The organism is Kitasatospora sp. NPDC051702 (assembly GCF_040681575.1).
Lineage (GTDB): Bacteria > Actinomycetota > Actinomycetes > Streptomycetales > Streptomycetaceae > Kitasatospora.
Genome location: NZ_JBFAZB010000048.1, coordinates 29,379 through 41,741 on the forward strand (window position 1 = coordinate 29,379; position 12,363 = coordinate 41,741).

The following is a 12,363-nucleotide window of genomic DNA, read 5'->3' on the forward strand; positions in this document are numbered from 1 at the left end:
CCTCCTCACTCTCCGTCGTCCGTCGTGCCCGGTCCCCGTGGAGCCGGGCGGGCCCTACGCGCTGCGCAGGCAGCCGTCGGCCGCCGCCTGCGCGTAGGCCTCGCCCAGCTCCCGCACCGCCTCGGCGACCCCGCTGCGGGGCACCCCGGCGTAGCCCACGACCAGGGCGGGGCCGGCCTGCCAGGAGCGGTGGTGGTAGCTGCGGGCGCCGCGCACCAGGACCGAGCGGCGCAGCGCCCGGGCGACCAGCGCGGCCTCGTCCACCCGCGGCGGGAGCTGGACGTAGGCGTGCAGGCCGGCGAAGGCTCCGGTGATCCGGGCGCCGGGCAGCCGGCGCCGGACGGCCTCGTGGAAGACCTCCCGGCGGGCCCGCAGCCGCTCCCGCTGGCGCCGCAGGTGCCGGTCGAGCTCTCCGCTGTCGAGCACCTCGGCGAACGCGTGCTGGGTGAACACGTCGCATCCCAGGTCGCGTTGGGCCCGGACCTCCTCCAGCCGGCGGCGCAGCCGGGGCGGGGCGACCAGCCAGCCCAGCCGCATCCCGGGGGCCAGCGACTTGCTCGCGGTGCCCGCGTAGAGCACCCGGGTCGGGGCGAGCCGCTGCAGCGCGGTGGGCCGGCGCCCGTGGTCCAGCCAGAGGTCGCCGTCGTAGTCGTCCTCGATGATCCAGCCGTCCACGTCCTCGGCCCAGCGCACCAGCGCGGCCCGCCGCTCGGCGCTGAGCACGGCACCGGTGGGGAACTGGTGGGCGGGGGTGACCAGGACGGCCCGGGCGCCGGTGCGGGCCAGGGCGGCCACGTCGATGCCGTGCTCGTCGACCGGGACGGAGGGGCAGTCCAGGCCCGACTCGACGATGAACTGGCGCTGCTGCGGGTGGCACGGGTCCTCGACCGCGAGGGCGGCCAGGCCGGTGCGCGGCAGCGTGGCGCAGACCAGGCCGAGCGTCTGGGCGAACCCGGAGACCACCATCACGTGCTCCGGGGTGGTGTGCACGCCGCGGGCCCGCCCGAGGTAGCGGGCGAGTTCGGCGCGCAGCGCCGGGACGCCGGACACCGGCGGGTAGCCGAGGTCGCGCGGGCCGAGCCGGCGCGCCGCCCGCTGGTAGGCGGCGAGCCACTCGCGCTGCGGGAAGGCGGAGGCGTCGGCGCCGCCGGCCCGCAGGTCCCAGCGGACCACCGGGGCGGGGCGGGCGTCGCTCAGCAGGGTCGGCGGCCGGGTGCCGCGGTCCAGGTGGGCGGCGACCCGGGTGCCCGAGCCCCGGGTGGCCTCCAGGTAGCCGCCGGCCACCAGCTGCCCGTAGGCCTCGACGACGACGCTGCGGGACACCCGCAGGTCCTCGGCGAGCTGACGGCTCGACGGCAGCCGGGTGCCGGGGTGCAGCGCCCCCTCGGCGATCTCCCGCTTGATGCCGTCCCGGATCTGGGCGGTGAGCGGGAGCACGTCCTCCCGCGCCACGTCGATCAAGGTGTTCCAGGGCATCTGCGCCCCCTCCCTCCCCCGCCCTCGGCGGCCTCGCTAGCGGGCTCCGGACACGCCGGCCGGCTCGGTCTCCAGCAGCGCCCGCAGGGCGGCGGCGCGGACGGCCCGGCCGACGGCCTCGCCCTCCTCGTCGGCGATGCCGACCCCCCAGTGGGAGCGGGAGTCCACGACGATCTCGAAGGCGGCGGTGACGGCGTTCAGCGGTGCGCCGGCCCGGTCCACGGTGAGCCCCTGGACGACGGCGTCCAGCCCGTACCCGGCGACGGCCGCGGCGGCCGCCTCCGTCCAGCGGGCGCCGCCAGGCTCCGCCGCCAGCGGCTCGGGCCGGGGCAGGCCGGGCACCGCCTCGGTGCCGAGCGCCACGTACCGCTCGACGAAGTGGCTCCACAGCTGGTCGCCGGTGATCTCGCCGCCGATCTCCTCGCAGACCGCCTGCATCTCGGAGGCGAAGTCGATCTGGAGGCGGCGCGGCAGTTCGATGCCGTACTCGGTGCGCAGCAGGTGGGCGATGCCGCCCTTGCCGGACTGGGTGTTGATCCGGATCAGCGCCTGGTAGTCGCGGCCGATGTCGCGCGGGTCGATCGGCAGGTAGGGCACGTCCCAGGTGTCCTGGCCGGACTCCTCGCGGGCGCGCAGGCCCTTGGCGATGGCGTCCTGGTGGGAGCCGGCGAAGGAGGTGTAGACGAAGTCGCCGGCCCACGGGTGGCGGGCGTGGACGGGCATCTGGTTGCAGCTCTCGACGATCCGGCGGACGCCGTCGATGTCGCGCAGGTCGAGCATCGGGTCGACGCCCTGCGAGAACAGGTTCATGGCCAGGGTGACCAGGCAGACGTTGCCGGAGCGCTCGCCGTTGCCGAACAGGGTGCCCTCGACCCGGTCGGCCCCGGCCAGCACGGCGAGTTCGGCGGCGGACACGCCGCTGCCGCGGTCGTTGTGGGGGTGCACGGAGAGGATGGTGCGCTCGCGGTGGAGCAGGTTGCGGTGGGTGTACTCGATCCGGTCGGCGAACTCCTGCGGCGGGAAGACCTCGACGGTGGAGGGCAGGTTGATCCGCAGCGTGTGCGCGGCCCGCGGGGCCCAGAAGTCGAGGACGGCGTTGCAGAGTTCGAGCGCGTAGTCGGGCTCGGTCTGGGTGTAGGACTCGGGCGCGTACTGCAGGTAGATCTCGGTGCCGGGGATGGAGTCCTGGAGTTTGAGGGCCTGTTCGGCGCCGTCCAGGGCCATCGCGGTGATCTGCGCGCGGTCCTTGCGGAAGACCAGCCGGCGCTGGGCCTCCGAGGTGGGGTTGAAGATCTGCAGGACGGCGCGGGGGACGCCCTCCAGGGCCTTGACGGTGCGTTCGATGAAGTCGCCGCGGATCGGCGTCATCACCTGGACGACGACGTCCTCCGGGATGGCGTCGGTGTCCACGAGGTGGCGCAGGAAGGCGTGGTCGTCCTGGGAGGAGGTGGGGAAGCCGACCTCGATCTCCTTGAACCCCATCCCGACCAGCAGGTCGAACATCCGCCGCTTGCGGGTGGTGTCCATGGGGTCGGTCAGGGCCTGGTTGCCGTCCCGCAGGTCGACGCTGCACCACAGCGGGGCGCGCTCCGCGCGGCGTCCCGGCCAGGTCCGGTCGGGCAGGCCGACCGCCTCGTAGGGCCGGTACTTCCGGACCGGCATCGCGCTGTGGCGCTGGATGCCCTGGTCGCGGGCGGGTGCGCGCCGGGGGGTGTCCGCGTCAGTGGGTTGAGCTGTCATCTCTCCTCCACAACGGTGTTCTCGGGGGTCGGGTGGGAACCCTCTGGTCAGGCGGTCCAGGTGCTGAACTGTCGCCTCCCGTAGAGCAGCGGCGGCGGCGCGTCGCTGAGTTCGGTGATCCGGACGACCTCGCCGAAGACCATCCGCTGGCCGCCCACGGGCACCAGCTGGCTGACCCGGCAGTCGGCCACCGCGTGGGCGTCGCGCACCAGGTGGGGTCCGCCCGCGCCGGGCGGCAGCCGCCAGGGGGTGGCGTCGAAGCGGTCCGGGTCGCCGGAGGCGAACAGTTCGGCGGTGCCGCGGCCGTCGGCGTGCAGCAGGTTCACCGCGAAGGCGCCGCTGCGCAGCACGGCCCGCAGGGTCGGGCTCTCGGCCCGCATGCCGACCAGCAGCGTGGGCGGGTCGACGGTGACGCTGCACAGCGCGGAGCAGGTCATGCCCCACGGGCGCGAGGCGTCGTCCAGCGAGGTGACGACGGAGACGCCGCTCGGGAAGCCGGACATGAAGGTCCGGAAGTCGGAGGGGGTTGAGGTGACGAGTTCCACGTGGCTCACCGCTCGACGGGGTAGGGGACGGCCGGCTCCGCGGTCCGGGGGGCGGCCTCGGGCGCCGTGAACCGGTCGATGGCCCACAGCAGCGGGCCGCTGAGCGCCGTCGTGAACAGGGCCATCACCACGAGCGCGAGGAACAGCGCGGGGGTGAGGATCCCGGCCTGGTAGCCGGCCTGCAGGACGGCGAGTTCGGTCAGGCCGCGGGCGTTGAGGAACACCGCGATCTTCATGCACTCGACCGGGGGCCGGCCGGCCGCCCGCGCACCGGCGTAGCTGCCGACCAGCTTGCCGAGGATCGCGAGCACCACCGAGAGCAGGACGGCCTGCCAGGAGAAGACGCTGAGCGGCGCCGAGGCGAGGCCCATGCCGGTCACCGTGAACAGCAGCGGCAGCGCGAGCCGCCCCCAGCCGCCGACGGTGTGCGCGGCCCTGGTCCACGGGCCGGCGCCGTCGTCGCCCGGCAGGGCGAGGGCGACCAGCACGGCGCCGAGCACGTCGGTCAGGCCCAGCCGCGAGGTGGTCAGCGCGGCGGCGACGGCCGCGGCGGCGGTCAGCCCGATCGGCACCGCGACCGGGACCCGCTCGGCCCAGGCCCGGGGCACCGGTGCGGCGCCCGCCCGCCGGATCGCCCAGGCGACCAGCAGGCCGACGGCGAACACCGCGTACGGGGTGATCCTCCCGCCGCCGTGCGCCAGGCCGACCGCGATCGCCAGCATCGACCAGGTGACGGCGTCGATGGAGACCGCGACCGCCATGCAGAGCCGGCCGATCGCGGTGTTCAGCATGCCGCGGTCGTCCAGGATGCCGGCGAGCACCGGGACGGCGGTGACGGCGAGGGCGATCGCCAGCATCAGGACCAGGACCCCGGCCGGGGCGTCGCCGCGCAGGGCCGGCGAGCCGTCAGCCAGCACCCAGGCGGCGAACGCCACGCCGCAGCCCAGCGGCAGCAGCAGGGAGCCGGCGGCGGTCAGCGCGATGGTCCGGCCGCCGAGCCGGCTGCCGCCGGCCCTGATCTCGTGGACGGCGCCGACCAGGAAGAGCGCGAGGCCGAGGTGGCCCGCCTTCTCCAGGACGGCGCCGCCGTCCATGCCGGCCGGCTTCCAGTCCCACTGACTCGCCAGCAGCGCGCCGAGCAGGAGGCAGGCCATGATCTCGCCGACGATCTCAGGCTGCCGCAACAGCTTGGCCAGCCGGCGTCCGAGCAGTGCCGCGGGGACGAGCAGAGCGAGCGTCACCGCGGCCGGTACGTACGGAAGACTGTCCATGGTGCCTCCTTCCTCGGGGCTCCGGCGGGTCAGTGCATCTGGGCGAGGTACTCGTACTGGCTGGGCAGGCGCTTCACGAGCTCGGCGGACTGGTCGCGCAGGAGCTGGAACTCCTTCTCCGCCCGGGTGGAGTCCTGCAGGGCGACGGACGGCGGGGCCTTGAGCTCCACGCCGCCGAGGCCGAGCAGCATCGCCAGGTACGAGTAGGACTCGAACCCGTGGTAGTGCGGGTAGATGGTGTTCTCCGTCGGCGGCTTGGCCTGCCACAGTTCGATCCGCTCGGCCAGGCCGTCGGGCATCACGCGGGTCTTGGCGTCCCGCCAGTAGGCGTTGTCGGCGCGGGCCGCGGCCTTGTAGTGCAGGACGAGGAACTCCCGCACGCCGTCGATGGTGTTGCCCACCGTGCGGTTGTAGGAGCGGCGCAGCGCCGGGTTCCAGTCGGCGTCCGGGAAGTGCTTGACCAGCTCCTCGATGCCCTGCTGGATGAAGAAGATGCCGGTCGACTCGAGGGGCTCGACGAAGCCGCTGGACAGGCCGATGGCGACGCAGTTGTTGACCCAGGCGTTGCGGGTGCGGCCGATCCGCATCCGGATGTGGTTGGCCTCCAGGGCCTCCGCGTCCGGGCCGACGTGGGCGCGCAGGGTGGCCTCGGCCTCCTCGGGCGTCGTGTACTCGTCGGAGTAGACGTAGCCGGTGCCGATGCGGCCGAACAGCGGGATGGTCCAGATCCAGCCGGCGTCCGAGGCGGTCGCGGTGGTGCAGGGGCGCAGGCCCCGCTTCTCCATGTCGACCGGGACGCGCAGCGCCACCGCGCGGTTGTTGGGCAGGGTGTCCTGGAAGGAGTCGAAGGGCTCCTCGAGGGTCTGGTTGATCAGCAGGCCGCGGAAGCCGGTGCAGTCGATGAACAGGTCGCCCTCGAGCAGGCCGTGCTCCTTGGTGCGCACGCCGCTGATCCAGCCGCGCTCGTCCTGGACGACCTCGACGACGTCGTCCTCGATGTGCCGGGCGCCGCGCTCGGTGGCGTACTCGGAGAGGTAGTCGGCGAGCAGCGAGGCGTCGAACTGGTAGGCGTACGGGAACTGGGTGTCCTGCTCAGTGAGCGTGTTGCGGTCGGCCGTGTCGGCGCCCTCCTTGAACTCCTGCTCGAAGAGGGTGCCGTCCAGGTGGCGCGGGGACCGCTCGGCGTCGCAGATCGCGGCCATCAGGAACACGTCCTGGTCGAAGCGGTCGCCGGAGCGGCTGTTCAGCCACCAGTCGGTGAGCGGCAGGCCGTCGACGACCCGGAGGCGCTCGAAGGGGTGGTAGAAGTAGTGGCCCTTGCGCCGCCAGTTCTCGAATCGGATGCCGAGCTTGTAGGTGGCATTGCACTTGGGCATCCACACGTGCTCGGGCAGGCCCAGGTAGTTGAAGAAATGCCGGACGGTACTGAAGGTCGCCTCACCGACCCCGATGGTCTTGATTCGCTTGGATTCCACCAGCGTGACGGAAATCCGATCGCCGAATGCGGCGCGCAGGTACGAGGCGGTCATCCAACCGGATGTCCCACCGCCGACGATGACGACGTTGCCAAGCATTCCTGACCCTCTCAGCCGGTCGTTCAACCCGGAGCCCCGGGCTGTCCCATGGCTCGAAATCCTCCGGCAGCGGAGCCGCCGGAAACAGGCTTTTAAGCCTCAGCGGAAACACGCACTCCAGCGCGCCCCGGCCTTCGCGGGGGTATTCCGGGCATGCCGAACGGATGGCGACCCGATAGTGCCGGGTGCCATCCGTCGGCGAACTCGCCGGATCCCGCGGAACGCGCGGAATTCGGCGGGGGCGGGTCGCGGCCGGCTCAGCCGCGGTCCAGCAGGTGGTCGTGCAGCAGGCGGCCGGCTCAGCCGCGGTCCAGCAGGTGGTCGTGCAGCAGGGAGATGACCCGGGCCCGTTGCGCGGTCAGGTAGAAGTGCCCGCCGGGCAGCACGTGGCAGGCGAACTCCTTGCCGGCCAGCGCCTCCCAGCCGCGGGCCCGTTCCGGGGTCACGGTGACGTCGGAGTCCCCGGTGAGGACCACGATCCCGCACTCGACCGGGCGGGGCCCGGCCGAGCGGTAGGAGTCGATCAGGAGGTAGTCGTTGCGCAGGATCGGCAGCACCATCTCCCGGATGTCCGGGTCGTCGAAGATCGACATCTGGGTGCCGCCGTGGCCGGCCACCGTCCGCAGCAGGTCCTCGTCGCTCCTCGGGCCGACCGGGGCCGCCGGCCCGCCCGCCGTCTGCGGCGGCGGCGGGTAGCCGGAGAGCACCAGCCGGGCCACCGGCAGCCCGTGGGCCTGCAGCGAGAGCACCGTCTCGTAGGCGAGCAGCGCGCCCATGCTGTGCCCGAAGACCACCGTCTCTACGCCCGGGCGGTCGGTCTCCAGCAGGGCCCGCGTCAACTGCTCCACCAGGGTGGCCGCGTCGTCGACGAACGGGTCCTCGACCCGCTCCTCGCGCCCCGGGTACTGGACGAGCTGGAGCTCGACGGTGGCCGACAGGTGGTTGGCCCACGGCCGGTAGAACCCGGCGCTGCCGCCGGCGTGCGGCAGGCAGACCAGCCGCCGGGTGGCCTCCGGGCGCGGCCGGGGGACCACCAGCCAGGGTTGGTCGTTCACCGGTTCCCCTCCCCGGGTCGACGGGTGCGGCGGTGGGCGGCGGCGCGGCCGGTGCCGCGGCGGCCGGTCATCCGCAGGCCCGGACGATCTCGGCGAGCGCCTCGTGCATCGCCCCGAGCAGGGCGGTCACCGAGGCGTCGTCGAACCGGCCGCCCGCGTGCACGCAGGACAGCTCCATCCGGCCGCCCTCCACGGCGGCCGCGACGTCCAGCTCGTAGGTGCGGGTCTCGTCCGGCTCGTGGTCGCCGCCGCCGTGGTCCAGGTGGCGCAGCACCAGGCGGTCCCCCTCGGGCAGCTGGTTGTCCCACTGGCCGAGGTAGTTGAAGCCGATCCGCGCCCGCGACGCGGGGACCCGCAGGTCCTCGCGGCCGCCGGCGGCCACCAGCCCGAGGACGCCGTGGCCGAGGCCGCGGCGCGGGACGGCCCGCAGCCGGCGCTTGACGACCCGGACCGCGGCGGCCGGTGCGAGGTCCGCGGGCGCGTCCAGCAGCACCGGGTAGATGGTGGTGAACCAGCCGACGGTGCGGGACAGGTCGACCCCGTCCAGGATCTCCTCGCGGCCGTGGCCCTCCAGGTCGACCACGGTGCCGCCCTCCTCGGCGTACCCGCGGACGGCGAGCGCCCGGGCCAGTGCGGTCAGCAGCACCTCGTGCACCTGGGCGCGCAGCACCCCGGGCACCCGGCGCAGCAGCGCCTCGGTCTCCTCCTCTCCCAGGGTGCGCCGCACGGTGCGCCGGTCACCGAAGCGGCCGGCCGCGGCCGGCTCGCCGACGGGCGCGGGCAGGGCCCGCCAGTGCGCCAGCTCGTCGTCGAAGCCGCCGGCCAGGGCGTGCTCGCGCAGCCGGCGCGACCACTGCCCGAAGGAGGTGGAGCGCGGGGCGGGGCGCAGCGGCCGGCCGGCCGCCAGCTCGGCGTAGCCGGCGCGCAGGTCGTCCAGCAGGATGCGCCAGGAGACGCCGTCCACCACCAGGTGGTGCGCGGTGAGGAAGAGCCGGGCCGGGCGGTCCGGTCCGAGGTCGGCGAGGACGGCGCGCAGCAGCGGGCCGTCGGCCAGCCGCAGGCCGCGCTGGGCCCGCCCGAAGGCCGCGGCGGTCCGCTCCCGCACCGTGGCGTCGTCCGCGCCGGCGAGGTCGAGCGGTTCGAACCCCCAGTGGCCGTCGGACTCCTCGGCGACCTCGGCGACCTCCTGGGACCACCGCCCCGCGTCGTCGCGGGTGTAGCGGGCGCGCAGCACGTCGTGCCGGTCGACCAGCCCGGCCAGGGCCGCGCGCACCGCCGCGAGGTCGGCGCCCGGGACCAGCTCGAACAGCACGGACTGGTTGAAGTGGTCCGGGTTGACGGTGTGGTGGTCGAAGAACCACTGCTGGACGGCGGTCAGCGGGACGGGGCCGGTGCGGTACGGGTCCGCCTCCTCCGGCTCGTCCTCCCCCGTGCCGGCCACCCTGGCCAGTGCGGCCACGGTCTTGTGCTGGAAGAGGTCCCGGGCGGTGAAGTGCAGGCCCGCCTCGCGGGCCCGGGCGACCACCTGGGTGGAGAGGATGGAGTCCCCGCCGAGCAGGAAGAAGTCGTCCTGCGCGCCGACCTCCTGGACGCCCAGCACCGAACGGAACACTTCGGCCAGCGCGGTCTCCACCGGGCCGTCGGGCGGGGTGACGGCCCGGGCCAGCGCCTCCCGGGCGTCCGGGAGGGCGTCCCGGTCGACCTTGCCGTTGACGGTGAGCGGCAGCGCGTCCAGCGGGACGAGCGCGGCCGGCACCATGAAGGCGGGCAGCTCCTCGGTGAGGGCCTCGCGGAGCTCGCGGACGGCCCCGCCCGGCTCGTGGCCGTCCGCGGCGACCAGGTAGCCGACGAGCTGCTTGCCGCGGTCGCTCTCGCGGACCACCACGGCGGCCTCGGCGACGGCCGGGTGGCGCTGCATGGCGGCCTCGATCTCGCCGGGTTCGACCCGGAAGCCGCGGATCTTGACCTGGTCGTCGGCGCGGCCGCGGAAGTCGATCCGCCCGTCCGGCAGCCAGGCGGCGAGGTCGCCGGTGCGGTAGAGCCGGGCCTTCGGGTCCTCGTCGAAGGGGTGCGGGACGAACCTCCGGCGGGTCAGCTCGGGGCGGCCCAGGTAGCCCTGGGCGACGCCGCGGCCGCCGAGGTGGATCTCACCGGTGACGGTGGGCGGCACCGGGTTGCCCTGCCCGTCCAGCAGGTACACCTCGGTGTTGGGCAGCGGCCGCCCGATGGACAGCCGGTCGCCGCCCTCCTCGGCGCCGACCTCGAACATGGTGGCGCCGACGGTGTTCTCGGTCGGGCCGTAGCCGTTGATGAACCGGTGCACCCGCGACCACCTGCGGGCCAGGCCGACGGGGCAGCGGTCGCCGACCGCGAGCACCACCGAGCCGGCCGGCAGCGCCTGCGGGTCGACGGCGGCGAGCGCCGCCGGCGGCAGTCCGAGCACGGTGGGCCGGCCCGCCGCCATGGCGCGCAGCTGCTCGGTGCCGAGCGCCTCGGACTCGTTCGCCGGGACGGCGAGCGCCGCACCGGACACCAGGGCGAGGAAGGTCTCCCAGACCGCGCCGTCGAAGCTCGGCGAGGAGAGCTGGCAGACGGTGTGGGCGGGGCCGGTGCCGACGATCAGCCGGGAGGCGTTGATCATGTTGGTCAGGCCGCCGTGGCCCAGCAGCACGCCCTTGGGCGTGCCGGTGGAGCCGGAGGTGTAGACGACGTAGGCGAGCGCGTCCGGCTCCACCGCCAGGCCCTCGGGCACCTCCCCGGTGTGCGCCTCCAGCAGCGGCCGCAGGTCCTCCAGGACCAGCGGTTCGGCGGCGGACTCGCCCGGCGCGGCGGCCAGCGAGCGCTGGGTGAGGACGAACCGGGCGCCGGTCTCCCCCAGCATCAGCTCCCGGCGGGCGGCCGGGAAGCGCGGGTTGAGCGGCAGGAAGGCCGCCCCGGCCCGGAGCACCGCGAGGGTGGCGGCCACCTGCGCGGGCCCGCGCTCGCAGCAGATGCCGACCACGTCGCCGGGGCGGGTGCCGCGCTCGCGCAGCACCCCGGCCAGCAGGCCTGCCATCCGGTCGAGTTCGGCGTAGCTGAGGCGCTCCTCGCCGCGCACCACCGCGAGGTCGTCGGGCCGCTCGGCGGCCCGCCTGGCGACCAGCAGGTGCACCGGCTCCTGCTCCGGGAACGCCACCGGGTTGCGGGCCCAGTCCACGGTGAGCCGGTGGTGCTCCTTCGGGCTCAGCAGGTCGAGCGCGCCGATCGCCCGGTCGGGGTCGGCCGCGATCGAGCCGAGCAGGGTGGTGAGGTGGCCGGCGAACCGGCGCACCGTCGCCTCGTCGTACAGGTCGGTGCTGTACTCCAGGGCCGACCAGAGGCTGCCGTCGGGCCGCTCCTCGAAGGCCACCACCAGGTCGAAGCCGGTGCTGGCCTGCGGCAGGGCGAGCTGCTCCATGGTCAGCCCGGGCAGGTCGAGCCGCGCCTCGGGGGCGTTCTGCAGGACGACGAGCACCTGGGCGAGCGGCATCCGGCTGGGGTCGCGCTCGGGCTGGACGGCGTCCACCACCCGCTCGAACGGGACCTCGGCGTGGTCGAAGCCGGCCAGCACGGTGTCCCGGACCCGGCCCAGGAACTCCCGGAAGCTCAGGTCGGGTTCGGGCCGGGCGCGGAGCACCAGGGTGTTCAGGAAGAGCCCGACCAGGTCCGCCAGCTCGGGCTCGTCGCGCCCGGCCACCGGCGTTCCGACGGCGACGTCCTCCTGCCGGGAGAGCCGGGCCAGCAGCAGCTGGGTGGCGGCGGTGAGCGTCATGAAGAGCGTCGCCGCGGAGGCCTCGGTGAGCTCGCGCAGCCCGGCGAGCGTCCGGGCCGGGACGGTGAACTCGTGGAAGGCGCCGGCGCCGGTGGGCACCGCGGGGCGCTGCCGGTCGGTCGGCAGCTCCAGCACCGGCACGCCGGCGAGCTGCTCGCGCCAGTAGTCGACCTGCTCGTCGAGCCGCCCGTCGGAGAGCCGCTCGCGCTGCCACACCGAGTAGTCCGCGTACTGCGGCCCGGGCGCCGGGAGGTCCGGCTCGCGGCCCTGGAGCGCGGCCGCGTAGTACTGGCCGAGCTCCCGGGTGACGATCGACAGCGACCAGCCGTCGTGGGCGATGTGGTGGATGCTCAGCACGAGGACGTGCTCGCGCTCGGAGAGCCGCACCAGCAGGGTCCGCAGCACCGGGCCGGTGCGCAGGTCGAAGGGCCGCACCGCCTCCTCGCGGACCAGCCGCAGCAGCTCCTCCTCGCGGTCCTCGGCGCTCCCGCCGACGGCCTCCACGACCGGCAGCGGGATGTCCACCGACGGGTGCGGGACCTGCACGGGGACGCCGTCCACCTGGTCGTAGGTGGTGCGCAGCGCCTCGTGCCGGTCGACGACCGCGGCCAGCGCACGGCGCAGCGCGGCGTGGTCGAGCTCGCCCCGCAGCCGCAGCGCGAACGAGGAGTTGTAACCGACCGCCAGCGGGTCGAACTCGTAGAGGAACCACATCCGCTGCTGGGCGAAGGACATCGGCAGCGGGCGGCCGCGCTCGACGGTGCGCAGCGCGGTGGGCGCGGCCGCCTCCGGGGCGGGCGCCTCGGCGCCCGCCAGCCGGTCCCGCAGCAGGGCCCTGAGGTGTTCGGGCAGGGCCGCGATGCGGTCCTCCCGGGACGTGGTCGTCCGGACTTCACTCATGGTCGTCGTCCC

At 74.7% G+C, this 12,363-nt stretch carries 7 protein-coding genes; all 7 read right to left on the bottom strand.

The genetic code is table 11. The features are described from left to right. Positions 1-54: 54 nt before the first annotated feature. Positions 55-1,476: a PLP-dependent aminotransferase family protein gene (locus AB0N04_RS31005; RefSeq protein ID WP_360214088.1), complete on the bottom strand. Its 1,422-nt coding sequence runs from the start codon at positions 1,474-1,476 to the stop codon at positions 55-57. A gap of 36 nt (positions 1,477-1,512) precedes the next feature. Beyond that, positions 1,513-3,216, bottom strand: a complete 1,704-nt coding sequence (locus tag AB0N04_RS31010; protein WP_360214086.1) for a 2-isopropylmalate synthase — start codon at positions 3,214-3,216, stop codon at positions 1,513-1,515. 47 nt (positions 3,217-3,263) lie between these two features. Further along, positions 3,264-3,770 carry a flavin reductase family protein gene (locus AB0N04_RS31015; RefSeq protein ID WP_360214084.1) on the bottom strand — a complete coding sequence of 169 codons (507 nt, stop codon included), beginning with the start codon at positions 3,768-3,770 and terminating at the stop codon, positions 3,264-3,266. Then, positions 3,767-5,032, bottom strand: coding sequence for a cation:proton antiporter (locus AB0N04_RS31020; protein ID WP_360214082.1), 1,266 nt, complete (start codon positions 5,030-5,032; stop codon positions 3,767-3,769). Before AB0N04_RS31020 ends, AB0N04_RS31015 begins: the two co-directional genes overlap by 4 nt. Before the next feature lie 29 nt (positions 5,033-5,061). Further along, positions 5,062-6,606 (bottom strand): tryptophan halogenase family protein, encoded by a 1,545-nt coding sequence (locus tag AB0N04_RS31025; RefSeq protein WP_360214080.1) that lies wholly within the window; start codon positions 6,604-6,606, stop codon positions 5,062-5,064. A gap of 299 nt (positions 6,607-6,905) precedes the next feature. Beyond that, a complete protein-coding gene (locus AB0N04_RS31030; protein WP_360214078.1) occupies positions 6,906-7,661 on the bottom strand; it encodes an alpha/beta fold hydrolase in 756 nt (251 codons plus the stop codon). Positions 7,662-7,728: 67 nt separating this feature from the next. Continuing rightward, positions 7,729-12,351, bottom strand: a complete 4,623-nt coding sequence (locus AB0N04_RS31035; protein WP_360214076.1) for an amino acid adenylation domain-containing protein — start codon at positions 12,349-12,351, stop codon at positions 7,729-7,731. Positions 12,352-12,363: the final 12 nt, after the last annotated feature.

Coding starts and splice junctions, on each gene's coding strand:
- AB0N04_RS31020 (WP_360214082.1), bottom strand. CDS start 5,032: ATGGACAGTCTTCCGTACGTACCGGCCGCGGTGACGCTCGCTCTGCTC.
- AB0N04_RS31010 (WP_360214086.1), bottom strand. CDS start 3,216: ATGACAGCTCAACCCACTGACGCGGACACCCCCCGGCGCGCACCCGCC.
- AB0N04_RS31035 (WP_360214076.1), bottom strand. CDS start 12,351: ATGAGTGAAGTCCGGACGACCACGTCCCGGGAGGACCGCATCGCGGCC.
- AB0N04_RS31005 (WP_360214088.1), bottom strand. CDS start 1,476: ATGCCCTGGAACACCTTGATCGACGTGGCGCGGGAGGACGTGCTCCCG.
- AB0N04_RS31025 (WP_360214080.1), bottom strand. CDS start 6,606: ATGCTTGGCAACGTCGTCATCGTCGGCGGTGGGACATCCGGTTGGATG.